Here is a 24017-nt window from a genome sequence, read left to right as displayed (position 1 = left end):
TAGATGAGCAATCACCAAATCGACCCCGATGATCTACTTGATCCAGTTCAACAGCAAGAATTGATTCATGGAGTGGTGCGTGGGCTCATCGATTCAAGCCCACCTGGATGGACTGAGATCACCTTCGAAGTCAAGTCCCTATCGAGACTCACGACAATTAGCAAGTGGGTAACCCGAAAAGAGGGCAGGCCTGAGCGTGAAGACTTTCCCCATGAAATTAATGATGATGTCATAAATCTCCGCTTGGGGATGTATCGGGACAACGTGGGGACTTGGTTCTCAATGAGGATTCATATCATCCCCCCCACCAAGTTTAAGGTTGATTTCAACTACGACGAAAGGCCCACATATTTGTTTGACCCGGATCCAAGTGAATTTGCGGAAGACTTCAGGAAATTTCCTCGGACACCAGATAATATTCCCGACTGGTTGAGGGAAGAACTTCACCAAGCCGAGCAGGAGGAGTAAAGCCTCAGTGGGGCAGGACCCATCCAGATGACGGCACGCGCCTCTTGTTGTATCGAGAACCTCACGCCCCGACGGCACAACCCTATACATTCAGTTCCGAAGCTGGCGGGTCTATCCTAGGCGTCCCCGTACTCGCCTTCCAGGATGAACACTCACAGTCGCAGATGGCGCCCGCACCCGGCCCACGCACATTGACCCAAGCGATCCCATGAATCCCATCCAGCAGGAAAAATAAGAACCATTGGCAAGTTGATCTTCCAAGTAGTGCCACACGGGTGGATCGAGGCTGAATGTAAGTATGTTGACCTCGGAGTCGCCGGAGAATTATTCTTTCGAAATCGCGTCGAGGGTGAGGATTTCCGGGAAGGATCTATGCCCTCGCCTCCATGCCTCCACGGGAGGACATACACAAGGACGATTTCGGAACTTGGCCCTCTGCGACCTTCCGAATTTCAGACAACGGCGACTACCGAGTTGAGTACGACTACGACAACAAGCCAGCGTTAGCGTCAATCCATCTGACCCGCTGCTCCCTGCGACCCTGTGCCTGGCGGCTCGTACTCCAGGCCGATACCGCGCGCCCACAGGCGGGTCGCGGTTTCCACGACCACCTCGGGGTCGTGCTCCTCGCCGTACAGGAACAGCATCCGGGCAGTGTGCTCCACCATCCCGCCGAGCATGCTCGCGGTGGTCTCCACGTCGATGTCGGCCAAGGCCAGCCCCTCCTCCTGGAGGCGGCGGGTCCCCGAGATGATCCGATCGACGAAGAGCCCGCGGATCTCCAGGAAGAGAGTGCGGAAGTGCGCGTGGCGCGGGGAGACCTGCTCGATGACCTGCATGATCCGCGCGTTGTCCCGGTAGGCGGCCAGGAAGCGCTCCGTGGCGTACCGGATCCGGTCCACCGGCGCGGTACCCGGGGGCGCGGCAGACCGGGCAGCGTCGAACATCTCCCCGGCCACACCCTTGGCGACCTCGTGGAAGACCGCCTCCTTGGAGTCGAAGTAGGTGTAGAAGCTCCCGTAGGCGATCCCGGCCCGGCCGGTGATCTGCGCGATCCTTGTCTCCTCGAACCCCCGTTCCTCGAACACTTCACGGGCCGCCTGGACGAGGGCACCGCGCTTACGCCGTCCGCGCGCCGTGGGCGGCCGCCCGGTCAGCGTCTGCTTTCCCACTGGTACCCCTCCTCGTGGTCAGCGCAGGGGGAGGAACTTCGCGATGACCTCGTTCATGATCTCGTAGGTGCCGCCTCCGATGCTGAACACCCTGGCGTCACGGTAGTGGCGCTCCACCTCGGTGCCGCGCATGAACCCCATGCCGCCGTGCAGTTGGACGGCGTTGTCGACCACGTAGTCCATCGCCTCGGTCGCGGTGTTCTTGGCCATCGCCACCTCCGCGATCAGGGGTTCGCCGTCCTGGAGGCGTTCGGCGATCCCCCGCACGTACGCGGTGGCGACCTCGGTGCGCCGGTGCATCTCCACCAGCCGGTGCCGCAGGACCTGGCGGCGCGACAGCGGCCCGCCGAAGGCCTCGCGTTCGCGGACCCATTCCAGGGACAGGTCGACGCAGCGCCGCGCCATCGCGCAGGCCTGCACCGAAAGGCCGATCCGTTCGCCGGCGAACTGGCGCATGATCTGGAGGAAGCCCTGGTCCACCCCGCCCACCAGCCGGTCGGCCGGAACCCGGACGTCGACCAGGGAGAGTTCGGCGGTGTCCGAGGAGCGCCACCCCATCTTGTCCAGCTTGCGGGTGGCCGTGAACCCGGGGGAGCCGCGCTCCACGACGAAGAGCGAGATCCCCTCGTGCCCGGTATCCGAGGTGCGGGCGGCGACCGTCACGAAGTCGGCCCGGTAGCCGGAGGTGATGAAGGTCTTCGCCCCGTTCAACACCCACTCGTCGCCGTCACGGACCGCGCGGGTGCGCAGGTGGGCCACGTCCGAACCCGCGTCGGGTTCGGTGATTCCGAGCGAGCAGACGAGATCGCCGGCCAGGGCCGGGCGGACGTAGTCGCGCATCAGGTGTTCGCGCCCGTCGGCGACCAGAGCGGGAAGCGCGATGGTGTGCGTGAACAGCGAGGCCAGGACCCCGGTGGGTACCCCGGCGAGGACGGCTTCCTCAGAGACGACCAACTGGTCGAGCATTTCGCCCTCCCCGCCCGCGGACTCCGGGTACCCGAGCCCGAGCAGGCCCAGTCGGGCCGCCGCCCGGTGCAGGTCACGGGGCAGTTCACCCTCGTCCTCCCACCGTTCCACATGGGGAAGGACCTCCTTGGCCGCGAAGGCCCGCACCGTCTCCCGGAGCGCGGCGCGTTCCGGGGTGTTCCAGCGGTCCGTGCCGGGGGTATCGGTCGCGGTCATGTACGCACACTCGCATCCGTTTCGGGGGGCCCGGGCGGCGCTCCGGGTTCTGGCGACCCGACCCCTGGGAGAGTCAGGTCACACTTTGCTATGGTGCGCCGAACATGACAAGTCAGTCAACATTTGTCGGGCGAGGCCGGAGGACCGGCGGCTGCCCCCCGTGAGGAGTCCCCGTGGTCGATGCACAAGCCCTGGTAGCGGACCTGCGCGCGGAACAGGAGGACCTCGCCGCGCTGCTCGACGGACTCGACGCCGCCGACTGGGCCCGGCCGACCCCGGCACCCGGCTGGACCATCGCCGACCAGGTCGCCCACCTGGCCTTTTTCGACCAGTCGGCGCTGACCGCCCTGACCGACGCGGACGGGTTCGCGAAGATCGTTGAAGCGGCCGTGGCCGACCCAGAGGGGTACGTGGACACAGCCGCCGCACCCCTGGCCGCGCTGCCCCCGGACACCCTGCTCGCCGAGTGGCGAGCTGCCTCGGCCGCCCTCCGCTCCGCCCTGGCCGCGGCGCCCGCCGGGACCCGCGTGCCCTGGTTCGGCCCACCGATGAGCGTGCCCTCGAAGGCGACCGCACGGCTGATGGAGACCTGGGCCCACGGCCAGGACGTGGTGGACGCCCTGGGCACCACCCGAGAACCCACCGAACGCCTGCGGCACATCGTCCACATCGCCCTGCGCGCCCGCCCCTACAGTTACTTCGCCCGCGGCCTCCCGATGCCCGAGGCGGCGGTCCGCGTGGAACTGACCGCACCCGACGGCGGACTCTGGAGGATGGGCCCCGAGGAGGCCCGTGAGCTGGTCCGCGGCGACGCGGAACAGTTCTGCCTGGTCCTCACCCGTCGCCGCCACGTGGCCGACACTTCCCTGACCGCCCATGGCCCGGCTGCCCAGGAGTGGCTCCGGCTCGGCCAGACCTACGCGGGCGGCCCCGGCGAGGGCCGTCAGCCCGGCCAGTTCCCCGGCCGGACCGGGTCCGGGCGAGGCTGACCGACGGGGCCCCTGCCGAACGGCAGGCGCCAGGCCCTTCCGATGTTGACCACTTTGTCAGGTCGATGGTCCGCTCCGTGGCGGGGCGGACCGCCGGAGAACCCGGTGCCCCCGGAGAGCACCCGGTTCCCGCCCGTTCCGGGCCCGTTGGCCCCGGTGGGCTCAGGACTCGGACCGCATCGACTGCATCAGGGATTCCAGGAGGGGCCGGAACTCCTCGTCGGAGGTGAAGAGCGAGATCTCTCTCTTCTCGTCGTCGACGGTGATCGCCACCTCTCGCAGGTCGGGGAGGTCGCTACCGCGCGAGTCGGGGTGCCACCAGTACAGCTTGTCGCTGACCGGCTTGTTCGTGTCGGCTGTGTACCGCTCGGCCAACTCCTGGAGGTGCTCCATGGCCGTGACGGGGTTGCTCCGGCCCAGGACGTGCGCCACGATCACCGACGGGGAGGGGAGCACCACGAGGGCCCCGTGCGGGGCCTCGACCAGGTAGCGGTCGAGGACGTTCAGGTGGGCGAGGGTGTACTCCTGGTTCCCGCCGCCGATGTGCACGATCGGGGTGTTGAGGAGGTCCGTCTCGGAGACCTCGAACGGTTCCTCCAGGGAGTTGGCGACGGCCGCCTCCAAGGCCCGCTCCTCGGTCATGCCGCCCAGCTGTTCGCGCCTGAGCACCAGCATGCTCTCCGGGTAGTCGACGACGACCACCAGCCGCAGGTCCGAGGTGAGCGGACGTGAGACCAGCGTCGGGAGCGCCTCCTCGGGAAACGACGATTCGGGTCGGACGCGGACCCGCAACCGGTCCTCGGAGACCGAGGTCTGGACTCCCCGGGCGTAGTCGCGCTCGAAACCCTCCACGTACTCGACCGCGTACCGGAAGACGGCGTCCCCGTCGAGGCCCTCGGCGGCCGCGAGATACCGGTGGGCGTGGAGCGTCCTCTTTTCGGTGTCCCCGAGGAGGGCCACGGTGTCGGGATCGGTGAAGTGGGCGTCGTGCCCCCGTTCGGACAGTGCGGCGAGCAGGGCCCGCCTGGTGTGGTCTTCGGACCGGGGCGGGTAGTGCGTGCCCAGCGGGATGCCGCGCTCCCGCATGTTGCGCATCATCGCGAGAACCACCTGTTCGGCCAGCTCGGGATACCTCTCCTCCGGGTGGTCGGCGAGCTGGGCGATGGGTTCGGTGTAGTCGATGACCGTGGTCCCGTAGCCCGGGAGTTCGACGCTCAGACCGGCCGGGGGAACGATCTCGACCTCGACCCGCGCCCTGGTGTAGGCATCGACGAGGAGGGCGAGGAAGGTGTTCGTGTGTGACATACCGAGGTGGTCCTCCGACTACCCGCGCGGTGCGGATGCCTGGTGGTTGGTGGTCGGGGTGAGCGGCTGGGACCACGGGAACGTCGTTCCGGGCCTCCGGGAAACCGGCCCCGTCAAGCTACCGGGTCCTGGAGAGGACCTTCTTCTGGAGGGCCTTCAGCGGGCCCTGGCGGAAGTAGCGCTGGACCGGGCCCACGGAGGCGCCGAGTTCGTCGGCGACGTCCACGAAGGTGGTCCTGGCCGGACCCGTGCTCAGGAGGGCCTCGGCGACCTGGCGCCTTCTCTCGTCGTGGTCAGCGGTGCGAGGCATACAAAAACATGAAGGAAAATGTTTCATCTTCACAACCCATGGCCGCTTGCAGCCACGTCCCGCGACCGGCATGGCTCCGGAGCCTCCTCCCGGAGCCGCGCCGGTCGGACATGCCCCGATAATGCGGGGGTGACGTGCCCGGAACCGGAGGGCACGGAGGTCTCGGGAGGCGGCGTGGACAGGGGCGGACGGGGTTCGGACAGTGTCCCCCGGTCCCTCGTGAGCCGGAGGTCCCTGCTCGGCGGGGGTGTGCTCCTGGGCGGCTCGGTGGCGCTCGGCGCCTCGGCCCGGATGTCGTGGGAGCGGTGGGACGTGGCGGTGGTCGGCGCCGGGGTGGCGGGGCTGTCGGCCGCGCGCAACCTGGCCGACCACGGGCTGTCCGTGGTCGTGCTGGAGGCCCGCGACCGGATCGGCGGCCAACTCCACACCGACCACTCCTTCAGCTCGGTCCCGGTCGAGCTGGGAGCCGGGCTGATCCACGGCAGGGAGGCCTACACCTGGGAACTGGTGGATGCGGTCGGGGCCGAGACCGTCCGGGTGCGTACCGGGACCGGGGCCGGCGCACCCCTCCGGACTCGGGGTTCCGCCCGCGACGACGAGGACGCCGCCTCCTACCTGCGCCGGATGGGCGTTCCCGAGGACCGGTGGCCGCCGGTGGCCGTCGACAACGAGCCCCTGGAGCGGTGGAGCGCCGTCTGGATGCGCGAGTACGGGATCTTCGACTGGTGGTCCGCGCCACGGGAGGACTTCCGGGTGGTCGGCGGCTACGACACCCTCCTTCCTCCGCTCTCCCACGGCCTGGACATCCGCCTGGGGCACGCGGTGCGCCGAGTGCGCTGGTCCGGCCGGGGTGTGGCACTGGACGTGTCCGCCCCGGGAAAGGGAGGCGGCGGAACCGAGGTGCGTGCCGACCGGTGCGTGCTCACCCTGCCGATCGGGGTCCTCAAGTCCGGTGGCGTCACCTTCGACCCCGTGCTCCCTCCCGGGCACCGTGACGCTGTCCGCGCCCTCGACCGCACGGACGCCCTCAAGCTGGTGTACGAGTTCGACCGCGCGGTCTTTCCCGCCGACGAGAACCTCCTGGGATGGGACGAGGGGTCCGGGTTCGTGTTCTGGTGCCTGTCCAGGGAGGTCCCCGAGGTGGTCGTGGCCTGGGCCGCGGGCGAAAGCGCCCGCGAACTTCTGGCCATGACGCCGGGTCGGAGGTTCGCCGCCGGGCTGGCGGCACTGGCCGAAACGCTTGGCGAGGGGGTCCCCGAACCGGTCGCCCGTACCACCCACGACTGGTCAGCCGACGAGTTCAGCCGGGGCGCGTACCTGTTCGTGCCGCCGGGGGCCCATGATGCACCGGACGCACTGGCGGAGCCCCTGGAGGGGGTCCTGTACTTCGCGGGTGAGCCGACCACCGGGGAGAACACCGTGGACGGCGCCTACGCCAGCGGGTACGACGTCACCGACGCCCTGGTCGCGGAGGTGTGAGGCCTTCCGCCACCGGCCGCCTAGACTGGTGCGGGCACCGGCGCGGCACCCTCCCGGGCCAGATTTAGTCCGATATGCCTGAAATGACCAGTTGTGATGCAATATCCGGTGGGTTCGTGACCCGTGAGGGCTCCGGCACCGCGCAACAGCACAACAAGCAGAGGGAGGTTGGCGATGACCAACCGCGCGTACGTGATCGCAGGGTCGGAGGCCACCGGCGGCGCCGGGATCCAGGCCGACCTCAAGGCCTTCCAGGAACTGGGCGTCTACGGGATGGGGACGATCACCTGCATCGTCTCCTTCGACCCCGGGAACGACTGGGGTCACCGCTTCGTCCCGGTCGAGCCGGGCGTCATCGCCGACCAGATCGAGGCGGCCACCACATGCCACGACCTCGACGTCGTCAAGATCGGCATGCTCGGCACCCCGGACACGATCGACGTGGTCTCCGAGGCGCTCCGGCACCAGCCGTGGCGACACGTGGTCCTCGACCCGGTCCTGATCTGCAAGGGCCAGGAGCCCGGCGCCGCGCTGGACACCGACAAGGCCCTGACCGCGCAGATCCTGCCGCTGGCCACCGTCATCACCCCGAACCACTTCGAGGCCCGCACCCTTGCCGGGATGGAGTCCCTCGACACCGTCGACGACCTTGTCGAGGCCGCCCGCCGCATCCGTGAGCTCGGCCCCGCGCACGTGGTCGTCAAGGGCGGCACCGAGCTGCCCGGGCCCGACGCCGTCGACGTCTACTTCGACGGCGAGGAGGTCACCGTCCTGCGCGCCCCCAAGATCGGTGAGGAGCGCGTGAGCGGCGCGGGCTGCACCTTCGCCGCGGCGATCACCGCCGAGCTGGCCAAGGGCGCCGAGGTGGGCGAGGCCGTACGCACCGCCAAGGCCATGGTCCGCGAGGGCATCGCCGAGCGCCTGACCACACGCGCACCCTTCGCCTCCGTCGTTCCGATCGCGCCGTCCGAGGTCTAAGTCCCCGCCTCCCGGGGTAGCGCCCCCGGCCGCCGGGAGGGACACCTCACTCCCGCGACATCCGTGGCCCCGGAGATGATTCAACCGCCCGCGGAGCGGACAGGGATCCCGGTAGAACCGATCGAAGGAGGCTCCCATGTCCGAAGAGGACAAGGCTGAGAACAAGTTCGACGAGTTCAGGGGCAAGGCCAAGGAGGGCCTCGGCAAGGCCACGGACAACGAACAGTGGCAGGCCGAGGGCAAGGCCGAACAGACCAAGTCCAAGCTCAAACAGGCAGGTGAGAAGGTCAAGGACGCCCTCACCCCGGACAACGGCCCCAAGAAGGACCAGGGCTAGTCCGGAACAGGACTCAGGGAGGCCCCCGTGTGCGGGGCCTCCCCTTCGTGTCGCGGGGGCCGGACTCCCGGGGTGCCGCCCCGCTTCCGGGCCGCCCCCGGCCACGCGGCACCCGGAACCGGGTTCAGGCCCGCGGTTCCTCCGGCGCGGTGTCGCCCAGGGAGAGCAGCAGCTTGCGCATCAGGGCGGCGAGCTGGTCCCGTTCGACCGCGTCCAGCCCTTCCAACAGTCTTGCCTCGTTGGCCACGTGCCCCTCCACGACCCGGTTCACCAGGTCCAGCCCCCCGCCGGTGAGGCTGACCAGGACACGGCGCCGACTGGCGGGGTCCGCCTGGCGGTACACCAGTTCCCTGCGGACGAGGCGGTCGACCCGGTTGGTCATGGCGGCCGAGCCCACCATCATCATCCGCACCAGCTCCTTGGCGGTCAGCTGGTAGGGGGCTCCGGACCGCCGCAGGGTGGCCAGCACGTCGAACTCCCAGCGCTCCAGGTCGTACTCCGTGAGGAGCTCGCTGACCCCCCGGCCCAGGATCTGCTGCAGACGGTTCGTCCGCCCGATGACCCCCATGGGTGAGGTGTCGAGGTCGGGTCGCTCACGTGCCCATTGGGCGAGGAAGAGGTCGACGGCGTCGTTCATCCGGCGATCATAGCGCCGCACCCTTGACGAACCGGACCTGCGCGCATAATCTTTCGACATCGAACAATTAGACGTCGAAAGGTATCCCGTGGCGCCTCCCACCGTCGCCGAGGCCATCCGGACCCGGCGCAGCATCCGCCGCTTCCGCCCGGAGCCGGTCCCCGAGGACCTCCTGCGCGAACTCCTCGAACTCACCCTGGAGGCGCCCTCCAGCTGGAACTTCCAGGCCCGGTCCGTGGTGGCCGTCCGCGACCCCGCCAACCGGGAGGCGCTCTCCCGGGCCGCCGACGGTCAGCGCCAACCCCGCGAAGCACCCGTGACCCTGGTCTTCCTCGCCGAGGCCGAGGGGTGGCGCGCGGACCTCACCGACGTCTACGCGAGAGCCCGGGAGAACCGGGCCTGGAACGAGGACTTCGTGCGCAGCACCGCCACCCGCGGGATCGAGTTCCAACGCGACCTGGCCGCGCGCGGCCTGGCCCGCGAGTACGCGGTCAAGGACGCGATGATCGCCGCGACCCACGCCATGCTCGCCGCCACCGCCTTCGGGCTGGCCACCTCGCCGATGAACGGCTGGGACGAGGCCGAGGTGCTCAGGGTGGTCGGCGCCGGCCACCGGGACGACCTCGCCGTCGCTCTCCTGCTCTCCGTCGGCTTCCCCGCCGAGGAGCGCCGCCACCCCGGTCGGCGCCCCCTCGCCCGCCTCGCCTTCGGCGAGCGCTACGGGGCGGGGCTGTGACCGGCCGCGGCCGTGTCGCCGCGGACTCCCTGCTCACCGTGCTCGCCCCGGCGGTCTGGGGGAGCACCTACCTGGTCACCACGGAGTTCCTCCCACCCGACCGCCCGTTCCTGGCCGCGATGGTCCGTGCCCTGCCCGCCGGGCTCCTCCTGCTGCTGTTCACCCGGTCGCTGCCCGCCGGCGTGTGGTGGTGGCGTTCGCTGGTCCTCGGCACCCTCAACATCGGCGCCTTCCTCTACCTGCTCTTCGTCGCCGCCTACCTGCTCCCGGGCGGGATCGCCGCCCTGGTGATGTCGGTCCAGCCGGTCGTCGTGCTGCTGCTGGGGGGCCTGCTGCTGCGCCAGGCGGTCCGGCCCGTGCACCTCCTGGCCTGCCTGCTCGGCGCCACCGGGGTCGGCCTGCTCGTGGTGGGCCCCGAGGCCGCCCTGGACCCGGTCGGTGTCCTGGCCGGACTGGCCGCCGCGGTCTCCATGGGCGCCGGCGTCGTGCTCACCAAGCGATGGGGGCGGCCCGAAGGGGTGGGCCTGCTGGGCTTCACCGGCTGGCAGCTCACCGCGGGCGGGCTCGTCCTGCTGCCCGCCACCCTCGTGCTGGAGGGGCTGCCGACCTCGGTCACCGCGGTCAACCTGGCCGGGTTCGCCTACCTGGGGCTGATCGGCGCACTGCTCTCCTACGCGCTGTGGTTCCGCGGCCTGGAACGGCTACCCGCCCTGGCGGTCTCCTTCCTGTCCTTCGCCAGCCCGCTCACCGCCACCGCCCTCGGCTTCCTCGTGCTCGACGAGACACTCACCCCCGTCCAGGGGGCCGGCGCGCTCGCCGCGGTCGGGGCGGTGCTCCTGGTCCAGTTCACCGCGCACCGGCCCCCGGCCCGCCCCGCGGCGGAACCCGACGGCGCCCCCGGTGCCGGTGCCCGCGGAACAGAAGGGTCCGGGGCCCCGACCGTCCGGAGGCCCGTGGTCCCGGAGGCCGCAGCCCGATAGGGCTCTCCCCCGGGCCCCGGAGGTGTCCGTCCCACGCGGCAGCGGTACCGTCCGCCCCGGTCAGCCGATCGGGAGGAAGCCCAGGCGCAGGTGGTGGCGTCCGGCGGGCAACCGGTGCTCGGGAAGGACACCCGGACCACAGGAGGCCGAGCCCAGGCCGTGCTGGGCCAGGTCCAACCCCAGGTGGATCCGGTCCTGCGGGGACAGCTCGTGCGGGTGCCCGGCGGCGTCCAGGGCGCGGTCGTCCCAGCGCCGGGCCGTCAGGGCGAAATCCGGTCCGCCCTCGATCCGCAGGCCCGCCCCGTCCGGTCCGCGCAGCTCGGCCCAGCGGACCCCCATCCGGTTCCCATTCTCCTGCGGACGCAGGTAAGGGGTCTGCAGGCCGTCCACCGTGTCGAGGAACCGACCGACCCGCACCCCCTGCGCCATGTCCCGGTACGCCTCCCCCGGCCCGTACCCGAACCACTCCACCTCGCCCAGCTCGGCGGGGACCGTCAGGGCCAGGCCAAACCTCGGCAGCGGGCAGATCCACTCCCCCGTCGCCTCCGCCGTCAGGTCCAACCACAACCGGTCACCGTTACCGGTCCACCGGTAGACCACGTCCATGCCCAGGTCGCGGGCGGCCGGGGCGAGGCGGGTACGCACCACCACGGCGTCGGGTCCCGTCTCCACCGACACCCGCCGTTCGGTGAGCCGGTCCAGGCCGACCGCCCGCCAGAGGGAGGAGACCGCCACGCCGTGCAGACCGTCGTCGTTGTCGGTCGGCGCCCGCCACAGGTTCAGTCCGGGAGCGCCCACCGCCACACCGCCCACCGAGCGCAGCCGCCCCGTCCACGGGTCGAACACCCCCGGCCCGAGTCCGATCGTCCCGCCGTCCACGACCGGCTCCGAGAGCGGTGCGGTCGGGTCCCCGGGCACGGAGCCCTCCGTGCCCGGATCGGTGGCACGGCCGGGGACGGGGGGAACGACGCGGGCCTGGGCCCAGGCGACCTCATGACCCGTCTCGGCCCAGGCGCACCCCTCGGTCAGGTGCGCGGAGACCGTCAGCCAGCTCTCCTGCCCGGTCGCGCCCCCGGCCGCGGTCGGCAGCGCGACCCGGGCCTCCTCCCCCGGCCCCAGCACCGGTACCGGAAGGGGGCCCTCCGCGACCAGGGCCCCTTCCGCCTCCAGTCGCCAGCGGAACTCCAGCCCGGAGGTGTCCAGTACCTCCTGGCCGTTGACCACCCGAACCGTGCCGCCGCCGGCCCCTGCCGCCGCGTCCGTTCCCGCGCCCGGTGCCGTTTCCGTTCCGGCCCCGGGTTCGACGGTGATCCGTACCGGGGCGAAGGTCCGGGCCAGGGCGGTCAGCCCCGGGCTCGGGGTGCGGTCGGGGAACAGCAGCCCGTCCGCCACGAAGTTGCCGTCGTGCAGCTCCTCGCCGAAGTCGCCGCCGTAGGCGAACCACTCCGTGCCGTCCGCCTCCCGCCGCCGCACCCCGTGGTCGATCCACTCCCAGACGAACCCGCCCTGGCAGCGCGGGTACCGCTCGAACAACCGCTGGTACTCCTCCAGTCCGCCCGGGCCCGGGCCCATCGCGTGCGCGTACTCGCACAGCACGAACGGCAGGCCGCGCCGGTGCGCGTCGGCCTCCGGGTCCTCCGTGCGGGGTTCGCGGCCCTGACCGATCGCCTCGACCTCGTCGTGCGGGGTGTACATCAGCGAGTACACGTCCGCGTAGGAGCTGTCCCGGTCGCCCTCGTAGTGCACCGGCCGGGTGGGGTCGTGCTCGCGCGTCCACTCCGCCATCGCACGCAGGTTCTCCCCGGTGCCCGCCTCGTTGCCCATCGACCACAGGATGACGCTCGGGTGGTTGCGGTCCCGGGCCACCGTGCGCCGTATCCGGTCCAGGTAGGCGTCCCGCCAGCGTGGGTCGTCGGAGGGGTTGCCTCGCCAGTCCACCACCTCGAACCCGTGCGTCTCCAGGTCGCACTCGTCCACCACCCACAGCCCCAGCTCGTCGCAGAGGTCGAGGAAGTCCGGGTGCGGCGGGTAGTGGCTGGTGCGCACGGCGTTGACGTGGTGCCGCTTCATCAGCAGCACGTCCTCGCGCATGGTCTCCCGGGGCACCGCACGGCCGTGGTCGGGGTGCCACTCGTGGCGGTTGACCCCCCGCAGCAGCAGGGGGACCCCGTTCACGCGCAGTCGCCCGCCCTCGGTGTCCACCGTCCTGAAGCCCACACTCAGCCGAACCCGTTCCCCCGGCGCGACCACCTCGGCGTCGTACCGGCGCGGGACCTCGGCCGACCACGGTTCCACCGGGCCGACCTCGTGCACGGTCCCGGTCCCGGCTCCGAGGAGACCCAGTTCGGGCAGGTCGACCACGGTCTCGGCGGAGCCCACGACGTCCACCCGCAGGGTGCCCGTGCCGGTCCGGTGGTCGTAGTCGGCGCGCACCGTGACGTCCTCGACCCCCTCGTCCGGCCTGGCCAGCAGGGTGACGTCGCGGAAGATCCCGGACAGCCACCACATGTCCTGGTCCTCCAGGTAGCTTCCGGCGGACCACTGGTGCACCCGTACCGCCAGGACGTTGCGCCCCGGCCGCAGCAGGTGCCCCACCTCGAACTCGCTCACCAGGCGGCTTCCGGTCGCGAAGCCCACCTCGGTTCCGTTGAGCCACACCCGGAAACAGGAGTCCACCCCGTCGAAGCGCAGCACCGCCCCGCCCGCGCGGGCCCCCGCCCCGGTCTCCGTCGGCCAGTCCCCGGGCAGGTCGAACTCCCTCCGGTGGTCACCGGTGGGGTTCTCGTCCGGCACGTGCGGCGGGTCGAGCGGGAAGGGGTAGTGAATGTTGGTGTACGCGGGGGCACCATAGCCGTGCATCTGCCAGTGGGAGGGGACCGGCAGTGCGTCCCAGGCGGAGTCGTCGAAGTCCGGCTGCTCGAACCCGCCGGTCCCGCTCTCCGTCCCGTCGGTGGCCTCCGGCAGCAGCCGGAACCGCCACGGGCCGTTCAGTGCGATTTCCGGGGCGTTCGAGGACAGCCGGGCGCGCGGGGCACGGGCCCCGGCGGAGGGGGTGAAACCGTCCAGGTAGGCGGCTTTCGTCCCGGTCGTGGGACGGGTGTGCGCGAAGGACACTCAGCTCTCCCTTGGGGGTACGGCCTGCGCCGGGTCGGGGTTCGGCGTCCAACGGCCGGACCGGTTCAAAACGTCGCGCGCCCGTGAGCACCGCCGCAGGGAAACACCCACATAGTCAACACTTCACCCAGCACCTGTCAACACTTACAAACAAGAAGCAACAAAAAATCAGCCATAAGCCAGCGTTGACAACGGAAACAAACATCAGGACACTATTTTCGAACAAGAACCAACACAGCCAATCGCCTTGGGAGACGGATGCTGGCCGCGCAACGGCAGGAGCTGATCCTCGAACAGGTCCGGCGGGACGGGGGCGTGCGCGTCACCGAACTCGTCGAGGCCCTCGCCGTGTCGGACATGACCATCCGGCGCGACCTCGACGCCCTGGAGGGCCGCGGTGAGCTGCGCAAGGTCCACGGCGGCGCCGTAGCTCCCGAGGGGGCTCGCACCGAGGAGCCCGGGTTCGAGGCGAAGTCGACGCGGCAGTCCGAGGAGAAACACGCGATCGCCCGCGCCGTCGCCGGTCTGGTCCAACCGCACAGCGCCGTGGGCCTGTCCGCCGGAACCACCACCGCCCTGGTCGCCGAGTACCTGCACCAGACCCCCGGGCTGACCGTCATCACCAACTCGGTCCACGTGGCCGAGGTCTTCTACCGTTCCGAGCGCACCGACCAGACCGTGGCCCTCACCGGAGGTTTCCGCACCCCCTCGGACGCCCTCGTGGGGCCGATCGCCCTGGCCTCCGTGCGCGGACTCAACCTGGACACCCTCGTCCTGGGCGTGCACGGCATACACGAAAAGGCCGGGTTCACCACACCCAACCTGATGGAGTCCGAGACCAACCGGGCCCTGGTCGAGTCGGCCGACAGCCTGGTGGTCGCCGCCGACCACACCAAGTGGGGCACGGTCGGCATCAGCACCATCGCCCCGCTGGACCGCTGCGACGTACTCGTCACCGACGAAGGGCTGTCCCCCGCCGCACGCGACACCCTCCAGGACCGCGTGGGCCGCCTCGTGGTCGCCGAAGTCCCCCGGGAGTCTCAATGAAGTTGTCAAGCCGCTTGCGGGACCGGTGGGGCGGGGGGGAACATCCTCCCGTCTCGCAGCAGCGCCCACAGCACGCTCACCCGACGCCGGGCCAGAGCGATCACCGCCTGGACGTGCTTGAGCCCTTCGGTCCGCTTGCGCTAGTAGAACTCCCGGTTGGGCCCGTCGACACGGATCGAGGACAGCGCGGACATGAAGAACACCCTACGCAGAGCCCGGTTGTAGCGTTTGGGCCGGTGCAGGTTGCCGGCCCGTCTCCCCAAGTCCCGGGGCACGGGCACCAGCCCGGCGGCCGAGGCCAGGTGCCCGGCGTCCCGGTATCCGGTCAGGCCCCCGGTCGCGGCGATGAACTCCGCCCCCAGGATCGGGCCGAACCCGGGCACGGACTCGATGATCTTCGCGGCGTCCAGCTCACGGAAGGTCTGGCGGATCTGCTTCTCGGTGCCGGTGATCCGCTCGTCCAGGTCCAGGACCTGGCGGGCCAGGTCGGCGATGATCGACGCGGTCACGGCCTCTCCGGGTACCTGGGTGCGCTGGGCGGCGGCGGCCTCCAACGCCGTGGCGGCGATCGCCTCGGCGCTGCGCACCTGGCGTTTGCGCAACCAGGTCTCCAACCGGGCTTGGCCGATCTTTCGCAGGGCGCGAGGGGTCTGGTAGCCGGTGAGCAGCACCAGCGGCCCCTTGGCCGAGGAATAGTCGAAGGCACGCTCCAGGGCGGGGAAGATCGAACACAGCGCGTCGCGCAGCCGGTTGATCGCCCGCACCCGGTCGGCGACCAGGTCGTTGCGGTAGCCGGTCAGCACACTCAGGGAGCGGACCGCGTCGGTGGGCACGTCGATGGGGGCGAAGTCGCTGCGGTGACGGACGGTCTCGGCGATGACGTAGGCGTCGCGGGCGTCGGTCTTGGCCTCGCCCCGGTAGGCGCCGGCCATCCGGTTGACGGTGCGTCCGGGCACGTAGAGCGGTTGTTGGCCGTGGGCGGCCAGCAGGGCCAGCATCAGCGCGGAGGCGGTGCCGGAGATGTCGATACCCCAGGTGATCTCCTCGGCCAGAGCCAGGATGTGGGCGAGGGCGTCCAGGACCGCGGGCTCGTCGTTGGTGATCTTGCTCGACCACAGGGTGGCGCTGGTGTCATCGACCACGGCGGCCCAGTGGTGGGTTTTGCCCGCGTCGATCCCGACCCAGACCCGTTGACGCGAGGGTTCCATCTGCTCCTCCACACGCTCGGCGCTATGGCGTTGGCCCGTGGAACACCCTGTCGTCATCTCCGTAAACAGCGACCGTTGCGCGGATCTCAATCAGCGACCGGAGCGCCCCGGAGGGTCGGGCGGCCACTCCTTGGAAGCCACTTGGGGCAAGAACCGATCAGCCACACCCGGCCCTCCCGGGCCACCAACCAACTTACGGAGGACCGATGAGGAAGACCTCCGCGCACCTGGCCGACGGCCGGGAGATCATCTACTACGACGAGGACGGCGGCACCCGGGTGCCGGCCCCGGACCTGCGGGAGCTGCCGCCCGCCACCCCGGGCTCCGAACTGCGCTGGGACCCGCTCAGACGTGAACAGGTGATCCTCGCCGCCCACCGCCAGGGCCGTACCCACCTGCCGCCCAGCGACGAGTGCCCGCTGTGCCCCTCCGAGGGCGACCGGCTCACCGAGGTGCCCTCGTCCTCCTACGACGTGGTGGCCTTCGAGAACCGCTTCCCCGCCCTCAGCGGCACCGAGGGCCGGTGCGAGGTGGTCTGTTTCTCCTCCGACCACCACACCTCCCTCGCCGGGCTCGGCCCCCGGCGCCTGCGCACCATCGTGGACGCCTGGGCCGACCGCACCGAGGAGTTGTCCGCCCGGCCCGGAGTACAGCAGGTGTACGTCTTCGAGAACCGGGGCCCGGAGATCGGGGTGACCCTGCACCACCCGCACGGGCAGATCTACGCGCTCCCGTTCGTCACCCCCCGGACCGAGCGCGACCTGGAGTCGGCCCGCCTGCATCGGGCGGAGACCGGGCGCGACCTGTTCGCCGACATCCTGGCGGCCGAGACCGCGGGGCCCCGTGTGGTGCTGGCCAACGAGCACTGGACGGCCTTCGTACCCGAGGCGGCCCGCTGGCCGGTGGAGGTGCACGTGTACCCGCACCGGGCCGTGCCCGACCTGCCCGCCCTGGACGGGGCCGAGCGCACCGCGCTGGCCGAGCTCTACGGCGACCTCCTCGAACGGGCGGACCGGCTGTTCGACGGCCCGCTGCCCTATGTCTCCGCCTGGCACCAGGCGCCCGTCGGCGACCCCGGGCTGCGCGGGCTCGCCCGGCTGCGCCTCGAACTGTTCTCCGTGCGGCGCGCCCCGGGCAGGCTCAAGTACCTGGCCGGGACCGAGTCCGGCGCGGGTGTGTTCAGCAACGACGTGGCCCCCGAGACCACGGCCCGACGACTCAGGGAGGCCTGACCGTGAAGCTCCTCGTCACCGGCGGCGCCGGCTACATCGGCAGCACCGTCACCGCACTCCTGCTGGAGGCGGGGCACGAGGTCACCGTGCTCGACTCCCTCTCCACCGGGCACCGCGACGCCGTTCCCCCGGGCGCGCCCCTGGTCGAGGGGGACGTCCACGGGGCCGCCGACGTACTCGACCCGACCTTCGACGCGGTCCTGCACTTCGCCGCGAAGTCCCTGGTGGGCGAGTCCGTCCAGGACCCGGGCCCGTACTGGGCCAACAACGTCGGCGGCACGCTGGCGCTGCTGGAAGCGATGCGCAGCCACGGGGTGGACCGCCTGGTGTTCTCCTCCACCGCCGCCACCTACGGCGACCCGCCCTCCGACGCTCCGCTGCGCGAGTCCGACCCGGCCGTGCCCACCAACCCCTACGGCGCGAGCAAACTCGCCGTGGACCACCTGCTTTCCGGCTGGGCGCGGGCGCACGGGCTGGGCGCGGTGAGCCTGCGCTACTTCAACGTCGCCGGGGCGCACCTGGGGTTCGGCGAGCGGCACGACCCGGAGACCCACCTCGTCCCGAACCTGCTCCGGGTGGCCGCCGGGCGAGCCCCGCACGCCTCGGTCTTCGGTACCGACTACCCCACCGGGGACGGCACCGCGGTCCGCGACTACCTGCACGTGGCCGACCTCGCCGAGGCCCACCTCCGGGCACTGGAACGCGCGGAGCCGGGGATCCACCGGGTGTACAACCTCGGCAGCGGCGGCGGGTACAGCGTCCGGGAGGTCCTGGCCGCCGTCCGACGCGTCACCGGACACCCCGTTCCGGTGGTCGACGGACCTCGGCGCGCGGGCGACCCCGCGGTACTGGTGGCCGCCAACGCCCTCGCCCGCCGGGAGCTGGGCTGGGAGCCCGTGCGCACGCTGGACCAGATCGTGGCGGACGCGTGGGCCTTCGCCCGCGGGCGGGAGGCCGGCGAGTGAGCGGCGTCGCGGCGGAGTTCCGGAGGCTGTTCGGCCGGGAGCCCGAAGGGGTGTGGACCGCACCGGGACGGATCAACCTCATCGGCGAGCACACGGACTACAACGACGGTTTCGCGCTTCCGATCGCCCTGCCCCACTCGCTCACCGTCGCTGCCGCACGCCGCCCGGACGGTGTGGTCCGGCTGAGTTCGCGGCAGTTCCCGGACGTCTTCGAGGCGCCCCTGGCCGACCTGGTCCCGGCTTCGGTGCCCGGCTGGGCCGCCTACCAGGCCGGGGCGCTGTGGGCCCTGCTCGACGAGGGGTACCCGGTCAGCGGGGCGGACCTGCTGGTGGACAGTGCGATCCCGACCGGTACCGGGCTCTCGACGTCGGCGGCGGTGTGCTGCGCGACGGTGCTCGCCGCGACCGGTCTGCACGGCTGCGCACCGGCTCCGGCCGAGGTGGCGCGGTTGGCCCAGCGCTCGGAGAACGACTTCGTGGGGATGCCCTGCGGGATCATGGACCAGTCCGCGGTGATGTTGTCCGACCAGGGCCGGGCGCTGTTCCTGGACTGCCGTTCGCTGGCGACCGAGCAGGTGCCGTTCGACCCGGCCGCGCACGGGATGTCGCTTCTGGTGGTGGACACCCGGGCACCGCGACGCCTGGTGGAGGGCGCCTACGCGCAGCGGCGGCGCTCCTGTGAGGAGGCCGCCCGGATCCTGGGGGTGCGGGCGCTGCGGGACGTCTCCCCAGAGGAGTTGCCCGGTGCGCTGGCTGTGCTCCCGGACGACCTCGTCCGCCGCCGGGTGCGGCACGTGGTCACCGAGAACGCGCGGGTGCTGGAGACCGTCGCCCTGTTCCGGGAGGGTCGGCCGCGTGCGGCGGGGCCGCTGTTCACCGCCTCGCACGCCTCCCTGCGCGACGACTTCGAGGTGAGCGTGCCCGAGGTGGACACGGCGGTGGAGGCCGCCCTGACGGCGGGGGCCCTGGGCGCGCGGATCACCGGGGGTGGGTTCGGCGGTTGTGTGATCGCGCTGGTGGAATCCGATCTCGTGGCCGAGAGCGGCAGGGCGGTGCGTGCCGCCTTCGCCGAACGCGGGTTCGGTGAGCCCGTGGTGTTCACCGCCCTACCGTCCGCCGGGGCCCGCCGCCTGAGCTGAGCGGGGCCCGCCGTCCGCCCGTGGGCGGCCTCAGCACAGGTGCGCGCCCACCCGCTCGGCCTCGGCCCCGTGCCCGATCCCCCGGTACAGCCGTACCGCCACGACCAGGTGTTCGCGCCAGTCCTGCGCCCCGGAGAGCTGGTCCACACCGGCGAGCACCTCGCGGACCTTGGCCGTCTGGTAGGTGTGGCCCCCGGACTCGAAACCGGACAGCGCCCGTTCCAGCTCCTGTCGGGCCTGCGCGGTCCGGCGTTTGCCGTTGAGCGCGCGGCCGCGTTCCAGGCGCACCCTGGCGACGTCCATCCCGTCCGCGTCCCGGCCGTCCCCCGACGCGGTGAAGGCCTCCAGCGCCGAGTCCAACCGTTCCAGGGCGTGGTCGAACCGGCCCAGACTGACCAGCGACCGCCCGCTGAGCAGGTCCAGGACCGCGATCTCCCGTGGTCCGCCGGTGGCTTCCCGGAGGGGTCGGGCGCGGTTGAACAGCGCCAGCGCGGCCTCGTCCCTCCGGTCGTGCTGGGCGACGGCCCCCATGCACTCCAGGGCGGCCGCGCGAGCCCGGTCGTCCTGGTCCGCCTCGGCCAGCGCGTGGGCCGCGGCGGCCTCCTCCCCGGCGCGTTCGAGTGCGCCGGTGTCGAGCAGGGCGAGCGCCAGGATGTTGCGCATGCGCGCCTCCCACGCGGTGTCGCCGAGGGCCAGCGCGGCGCGCACACCGGTCTCGGCCATCTCCAGGCGTTCGGTGGGGGGCCCGCTGCCTCGCAGGTGGCTTTCGACCGCCTCCACGACCCACAGGACGGTGGTGTGGCGCTCCTCGGTTCCGGCCCAGCGCACGCAGGAGGCCAGGGCCTCGCCGTTGGTCCGTATCCATTCCCTGGCCTCGCCATCGGCCTCGTCGGAGCGCGGACGCGGGCCGGTGCTCCCGTCCTGCCGGGCCAGGGGCCGGCGGCGGGTGATGAGGGTTGCGGCACGGACAGCGGTCTCGACCAGGTGGTGGATGGTCGGCTCGTCGTCCATCGGGTCGGGACTCACCGGTTCGGCCCCTTCGTCCGGAGTACTGGCGTCCGTGGAGCGGAGGGTCAGGCGGGATCCGCCGAGGTTTCCGTCAGTGCTCTGACCTGCACCCACAGGTGACCATGATGGGGGAACCCCGAAGAGATCACCAGGAGTTTCCCGAAACGGAGCGCGGCACCGTTCACGTACTCCTCGGGCAAAGTCCGGCCCACCTGTGCTTTTGTCGGGACGACCCCGGGCCCGGCGTCCGCATCCGGCCACGTCAGCCGAGGCGGACGGCCCGTGTGCGGCGCTCATCGAGGGCGGCGGCCGTTACCCGTCCTTCCTGCCCACCCCTTGCTGGGAGCGTTCCCATAGGCCAGGGTGCACATGGTGGACTTCCGACCTCGGAGGGATGCATGGGACTGCGATTCGGCCTGCTGGGCACCGGCCACTGGGCCCGCGAGACACAGGGGGCGGCGCTGGCCGCCCACCCGGAGGCCGCCCTGACCGGAGTGTGGGGGCGCGACCCCACCAAGGCGGCGGCACTGGCCGCCCAACTCGGTACCCGGCCCTACGAGGACGTGGACGCCCTGATCGCCGACGTGGACGCCGTCGCGATCGCCCTGCCCCCCGACGTCCAGGGCGAGCTGGCCCTGCGCGCCGCCCGGGCCGGCAGGCACCTGCTGCTGGACAAACCGGTCGCCCTGTCCACCGAAGCCGCCGACGCGATCGTCGCCGAGACCGAGGCGCGCGGGCTGGCCTCGGTGGTCTTCTTCACCAGCCGCTTCTCCGACACGGTGAACGACTTCCTCGCCGGGGCCACCGCCGACGGCGGGTGGCACGGGGTGCGGGCGACCCTGTTCGCGTCCATCTTCCAGCCGGGCAACCCGTACGGGGCCTCACCCTGGCGCCGCGCGAAGGGCGGACTGTGGGACGTGGGCCCGCACGTGCTCTCGGTGGTGCTGCCCGTGCTGGGCCCGGTCGAGGAGGTCACGGCGGTCACGGGGCCGCGGGACAGCACCCACGTACTGACCCGGCACCGGGACGGTGCGGTGGGTTCGCTCTCGGTGACGCTGGACGCCGCGCCGGAGGCGAACACGTTCGCGGTCGACCTGTACGGAGAACACGGATGGCGGCCGGTCCCGGGTGGGGACCGAAGCGCGGTCGAGGCCTTCGGCGCGGCTGTCGACCGCCTGTCGGACCAGGTTCGCGGCGGCCCCGGCGACCCCTGCGACGTGCGATTCGGACGCGAGGTCGTCGCGGTGCTGGCCGCGGCGGAGGCCTCCGCCGGGTCCGGCCGGACGGTGCGTGTACCCGAGGCCACCGGATCCGGTCCGGTGGCCTCGGGCTGACGCGGCGGGTCGTCGGTGCGGCGACCTGTCAGGCGGTTCCGGGTGCTTCGGTCACGGTCAGGCCGTATGGGCGTTCTTGGAGTACATGCCGTCCGCGAGGTAGACGATCCCCGCCGCGACCAGGACCTGGACGATCAGCACGAACAACCAGAACCCCGTGAAGAAACTCGCGATCCACCCTCCGAGGAACGCGGCCACAATGCCCAGGATCAGGGTCAGCCAGATGGGCAGGTGTTGCTTGCCGGGAACGATGAGCCGCCCCAGCGCACCGATGATGAGACCAACAATGATCGCGGTGATGATTCCGGTGATCTCCACGGATCCTCCCCAAGGTAGACGCCCTCACCCCGTTCCCGCTGAGAGCGCTCGGAACACCGCCTGAGGCCGCCCGGCCCGAAGGTTTTGCCCGTGCTTGGCGACTTCGCGCACTTCACATGCATCCGCACGGCGGAAGCCGCCGTGTCGAACCCCGCCCGGCACGACGGCTTCTGCCGTCCGCAGAAGGCCGCCGGATCCCCTCCCGCCGGAGACGTTCCCCGGCATAGGCTCGAAGGCCTGGACCCAGAACGACCGGGAGGCACCGATGTCCGAAAGCGTCCTACGCTCCCTGGACGAGGCCCGCAGGGGCGACCGCACCGGGGAGGATGCGGTCGAACCCCTGATGCGCGACCTCATCGGTGACCTGCTGCGCCGTACCCGCACGGAACAGGGCCGGACGCTGCGCGAGGTGGCCGAGGACGCCCGGGTGTCCCTCCCCTACCTGTCGGAGATCGAACGCGGCCGGAAGGAGGCCTCCTCCGAGGTCCTCGCCGCGGTCTACCGGTCCCTGGGGCTGGGCATCGCCGACGTCCTCGGGCAGCTCCACCAGCGCACCTCCCCCGCCCGCTTCGAGCAGGTCGGGCAGCGTCGGGCACACCTGTCCCGCACCGACGCGTCCGTCCCCTCCCAGGCCGGGCAGGCCCTGGTCATGTCCCTGGCGGCCTGACCCGTCCGGGCCCCGGAACCCGGGGCCCGGACAGTCCTCAGCCGACGGCCGGACCGGGCTCGCGGGTGGTGATGATCCCGTCCACCAGGCCGTACTCCCTGGCCTGGTGGGCGGTGAAGATCTTGTCCCGGTCGGTGTCGGCCCGCAGCCGTTCCTGGCTCTGGCCCGTGTGCCGGGACAGGATCCCCTCCACCTGGGAACGGACCCGCAGGATCTCGGCGGCCTGGATCTCCAGGTCGGCGGCCTCGCCCCGGCCCTCGGTGGAGGGCTGGTGCAGGAGTACCCGGGCGTGTTCCAGGGCCGCCCGCTTGCCCGGCGTCCCGGCGGCGAGCAGCACCGCCGCGGCGGAGGCGGCCTGTCCCATGCAGACCGTGGCCACGTCCGCGCGGACGAAGCGCATCGTGTCGTAGATGGCGGTCAGCGCGGTGTTCGAGCCGCCCGGCGAGTTGATGTAGAGCTGGATGTCCATGTCCGGGCTCTCGTAGTCCAGGTGGAGCATCTGCGCCATGACGACGTTGGCGACGTCGTCGTCGATCGGCGTGCCCAGGAAGACGATCCGCTCGGACAGCAGACGGCTGAACACGTCGAACGAACGCTCTCCGTGCGGGGTCCGCTCGACCACCATGGGTACCGTGTAACGCCCGCTCACCTGTGGCCTCCCGTCCGCGTCGCGAACCCGGGCGAGGTGCCGCCCAGGCGCATCCCGCCCGCCATCTGGCCGACCGAGTCGACCACGTGGTCGACGAACCCGTAGTCGCGGGCCTCCTGCGCGGTGAACCAGGCGTCCCTGTGCTGGTCCCCGGCGATGGTCTCCTCGCTCTGGCCGGTGTGCCTGGCGATGAGCCCGACCATGGTCCGCTTGGTGTGGGCCAGGTTCTCGGCCTGAATGGCGATGTCGGCGGCGGTCCCGCCCAGTCCGCCGGAGGGCTGGTGCATCATGATGCGGGCGTGCGGCAGGCTGTAGCGCTTACCCGGGGCGCCCGTGCAGGCCAGGAACTGGCCCATGCTCGCGGCGAACCCCATGACCAGGGTGGAGACGTCGTTGGGTACGAAGTTCATCGTGTCGTAGATGGCCAGTCCCGCGGAGACGACCCCGCCGGGGCTGTTGATCGCCAGGGTGATGTCCTTGTGGGGGTCCTCGTCGGCGAGCAGGAGGATCTGGGCGCAGACGCGGTTGGCACTGTCCTCGTCGACCTGTGTGCCCAGCATCACGACGCGGCTGCGCAGCAGGCGTGCGGCGAGCTGGTCGTCGAAGGTCCCGCTCGGCGCGTACTCCGCGGCGAGCCGGTGGTGGATCGGCATGAGCTCTCCTTGCCCCGGCGCCTTGCGGAACGGACCACTCGTCCGCTCCCGCCGGTGCACCCAGCCTGCGCCGCGCAGGGCTGTGACCTCCACCTTTTCGGCCCGGGGCA

Annotated in this window: 23 protein-coding genes and 1 pseudogene; 13 read left to right on the top strand and 11 right to left on the bottom strand. The window is 71.2% G+C overall.

Features of this window, described 5'->3' with window-relative positions; all coding sequences use genetic code 11:
- Positions 1-3: 3 nt before the first annotated feature.
- The gene (locus ACUKCB_RS24035) at positions 4-468 is read left to right on the top strand and encodes a hypothetical protein (protein ID WP_473037862.1); all 465 of its coding nucleotides are present in this window, start codon (positions 4-6) and stop codon (positions 466-468) included.
- 509 nt (positions 469-977) lie between these two features.
- Here the strand turns inward: ACUKCB_RS24035 and ACUKCB_RS24030 are convergent.
- Both ACUKCB_RS24030 and ACUKCB_RS24025 read right to left on the bottom strand, forming a co-directional pair.
- The gene (locus ACUKCB_RS24030) at positions 978-1640 is read right to left on the bottom strand and encodes a TetR/AcrR family transcriptional regulator (RefSeq protein WP_473037861.1); all 663 of its coding nucleotides are present in this window, start codon (positions 1638-1640) and stop codon (positions 978-980) included.
- Between the two features lie 18 nt (positions 1641-1658).
- Complete coding sequence (locus tag ACUKCB_RS24025) at positions 1659-2822, bottom strand: acyl-CoA dehydrogenase family protein (RefSeq protein ID WP_473037860.1); 1164 nt, start codon at positions 2820-2822, stop codon at positions 1659-1661.
- 173 nt (positions 2823-2995) lie between these two features.
- Here ACUKCB_RS24025 and ACUKCB_RS24020 point away from each other — a divergent pair, with 173 nt between their 5' ends.
- Positions 2996-3811 carry a TIGR03084 family metal-binding protein gene (locus ACUKCB_RS24020; protein ID WP_473037859.1) on the top strand — a complete coding sequence of 272 codons (816 nt, stop codon included), beginning with the start codon at positions 2996-2998 and terminating at the stop codon, positions 3809-3811.
- Between the two features lie 162 nt (positions 3812-3973).
- Here ACUKCB_RS24020 and ACUKCB_RS24015 read toward each other — a convergent pair whose 3' ends face one another.
- A complete protein-coding gene (locus tag ACUKCB_RS24015) occupies positions 3974-5116 on the bottom strand; it encodes a hypothetical protein (RefSeq protein WP_473037858.1) in 1143 nt (380 codons plus the stop codon).
- 118 nt (positions 5117-5234) lie between these two features.
- Positions 5235-5426 carry a hypothetical protein gene (locus ACUKCB_RS24010; RefSeq protein ID WP_473037857.1) on the bottom strand — a complete coding sequence of 64 codons (192 nt, stop codon included), beginning with the start codon at positions 5424-5426 and terminating at the stop codon, positions 5235-5237.
- A 219-nt stretch (positions 5427-5645) separates the two neighbouring features.
- Here ACUKCB_RS24010 and ACUKCB_RS24005 point away from each other — a divergent pair, with 219 nt between their 5' ends.
- The 3 genes from ACUKCB_RS24005 to ACUKCB_RS23995 all read left to right on the top strand — a co-directional run bounded on the left by ACUKCB_RS24005 (position 5646) and on the right by ACUKCB_RS23995 (position 8220).
- Entirely contained in the window at positions 5646-6905 is a 1260-nt protein-coding gene (locus ACUKCB_RS24005) for a flavin monoamine oxidase family protein (protein ID WP_473037856.1), read from the top strand.
- Between the two features lie 174 nt (positions 6906-7079).
- On the top strand, positions 7080-7883 hold the full coding sequence (thiD, locus tag ACUKCB_RS24000) for a bifunctional hydroxymethylpyrimidine kinase/phosphomethylpyrimidine kinase (RefSeq protein ID WP_473037855.1): 804 nt from the start codon (positions 7080-7082) through the stop codon (positions 7881-7883).
- 136 nt (positions 7884-8019) lie between these two features.
- Positions 8020-8220, top strand: a complete 201-nt coding sequence (locus ACUKCB_RS23995) for a CsbD family protein (protein ID WP_473037854.1) — start codon at positions 8020-8022, stop codon at positions 8218-8220.
- Positions 8221-8344: 124 nt separating this feature from the next.
- Here the strand turns inward: ACUKCB_RS23995 and ACUKCB_RS23990 are convergent, their stop codons facing one another.
- Entirely contained in the window at positions 8345-8857 is a 513-nt protein-coding gene (locus ACUKCB_RS23990) for a MarR family winged helix-turn-helix transcriptional regulator (RefSeq protein ID WP_473037853.1), read from the bottom strand.
- Positions 8858-8945: 88 nt separating this feature from the next.
- On the opposite strand from ACUKCB_RS23990, the gene ACUKCB_RS23985 reads away from it, so the two are divergent.
- Positions 8946-9593 (top strand): nitroreductase family protein, encoded by a 648-nt coding sequence (locus ACUKCB_RS23985; RefSeq protein WP_473037852.1) that lies wholly within the window; start codon positions 8946-8948, stop codon positions 9591-9593.
- The gene (locus tag ACUKCB_RS23980; protein WP_473037851.1) at positions 9590-10573 is read left to right on the top strand and encodes an EamA family transporter; all 984 of its coding nucleotides are present in this window, start codon (positions 9590-9592) and stop codon (positions 10571-10573) included. Before ACUKCB_RS23985 ends, ACUKCB_RS23980 begins: the two co-directional genes overlap by 4 nt.
- Before the next feature lie 60 nt (positions 10574-10633).
- Here the strand turns inward: ACUKCB_RS23980 and ACUKCB_RS23975 are convergent, their stop codons facing one another.
- Complete coding sequence (locus tag ACUKCB_RS23975) at positions 10634-13687, bottom strand: glycoside hydrolase family 2 TIM barrel-domain containing protein (protein ID WP_473037850.1); 3054 nt, start codon at positions 13685-13687, stop codon at positions 10634-10636.
- Positions 13688-13945: 258 nt separating this feature from the next.
- On the opposite strand from ACUKCB_RS23975, the gene ACUKCB_RS23970 reads away from it, so the two are divergent.
- Complete coding sequence (locus ACUKCB_RS23970) at positions 13946-14734, top strand: DeoR/GlpR family DNA-binding transcription regulator (RefSeq protein ID WP_473037849.1); 789 nt, start codon at positions 13946-13948, stop codon at positions 14732-14734.
- 5 nt (positions 14735-14739) lie between these two features.
- Here ACUKCB_RS23970 and ACUKCB_RS23965 read toward each other — a convergent pair.
- Positions 14740-15942 (bottom strand): annotated as a pseudogene (locus ACUKCB_RS23965) (IS110 family RNA-guided transposase).
- A gap of 206 nt (positions 15943-16148) precedes the next feature.
- On the opposite strand from ACUKCB_RS23965, the gene galT reads away from it, so the two are divergent.
- Genes galT through galK form a run of 3 tightly spaced genes read left to right on the top strand, consistent with a single transcriptional unit; the run spans position 16149 to position 19278 of the window.
- Positions 16149-17174 (top strand): galactose-1-phosphate uridylyltransferase, encoded by a 1026-nt coding sequence (gene galT, locus ACUKCB_RS23960; RefSeq protein WP_473037848.1) that lies wholly within the window; start codon positions 16149-16151, stop codon positions 17172-17174.
- 2 nt (positions 17175-17176) lie between these two features.
- Positions 17177-18139 (top strand): UDP-glucose 4-epimerase GalE, encoded by a 963-nt coding sequence (galE, locus tag ACUKCB_RS23955; protein ID WP_473037847.1) that lies wholly within the window; start codon positions 17177-17179, stop codon positions 18137-18139.
- Entirely contained in the window at positions 18136-19278 is a 1143-nt protein-coding gene (galK, locus tag ACUKCB_RS23950) for a galactokinase (protein WP_473037846.1), read from the top strand. Before galE ends, galK begins: the two co-directional genes overlap by 4 nt.
- A gap of 30 nt (positions 19279-19308) precedes the next feature.
- On the opposite strand, the gene ACUKCB_RS23945 is transcribed toward galK, so the two are convergent.
- The gene (locus ACUKCB_RS23945; protein WP_473037845.1) at positions 19309-20304 is read right to left on the bottom strand and encodes a tetratricopeptide repeat protein; all 996 of its coding nucleotides are present in this window, start codon (positions 20302-20304) and stop codon (positions 19309-19311) included.
- A 380-nt stretch (positions 20305-20684) separates the two neighbouring features.
- Here ACUKCB_RS23945 and ACUKCB_RS23940 point away from each other — a divergent pair, with 380 nt between their 5' ends.
- A complete protein-coding gene (locus tag ACUKCB_RS23940; protein ID WP_473037844.1) occupies positions 20685-21620 on the top strand; it encodes a Gfo/Idh/MocA family protein in 936 nt (311 codons plus the stop codon).
- A gap of 57 nt (positions 21621-21677) precedes the next feature.
- On the opposite strand, the gene ACUKCB_RS23935 is transcribed toward ACUKCB_RS23940, so the two are convergent.
- Positions 21678-21938 (bottom strand): GlsB/YeaQ/YmgE family stress response membrane protein, encoded by a 261-nt coding sequence (locus ACUKCB_RS23935; protein WP_473037843.1) that lies wholly within the window; start codon positions 21936-21938, stop codon positions 21678-21680.
- 265 nt (positions 21939-22203) lie between these two features.
- Between ACUKCB_RS23935 and ACUKCB_RS23930 the strand changes: the two genes are divergently transcribed.
- A complete protein-coding gene (locus tag ACUKCB_RS23930) occupies positions 22204-22605 on the top strand; it encodes a helix-turn-helix domain-containing protein (RefSeq protein WP_473037842.1) in 402 nt (133 codons plus the stop codon).
- Positions 22606-22642: 37 nt separating this feature from the next.
- Here the strand turns inward: ACUKCB_RS23930 and ACUKCB_RS23925 are convergent, their stop codons facing one another.
- Positions 22643-23254: a ClpP family protease gene (locus ACUKCB_RS23925; protein ID WP_473037841.1), complete on the bottom strand. Its 612-nt coding sequence runs from the start codon at positions 23252-23254 to the stop codon at positions 22643-22645.
- Positions 23251-23907: a ClpP family protease gene (locus ACUKCB_RS23920; RefSeq protein WP_473037840.1), complete on the bottom strand. Its 657-nt coding sequence runs from the start codon at positions 23905-23907 to the stop codon at positions 23251-23253. Before ACUKCB_RS23920 ends, ACUKCB_RS23925 begins: the two co-directional genes overlap by 4 nt.
- Positions 23908-24017: the final 110 nt, after the last annotated feature.

Source organism: Nocardiopsis moroccensis, assembly GCF_055763695.1.
Note: the sequence above shows the minus strand (reverse complement) of the source record. Positions and strands in the feature narration are given on the sequence as shown.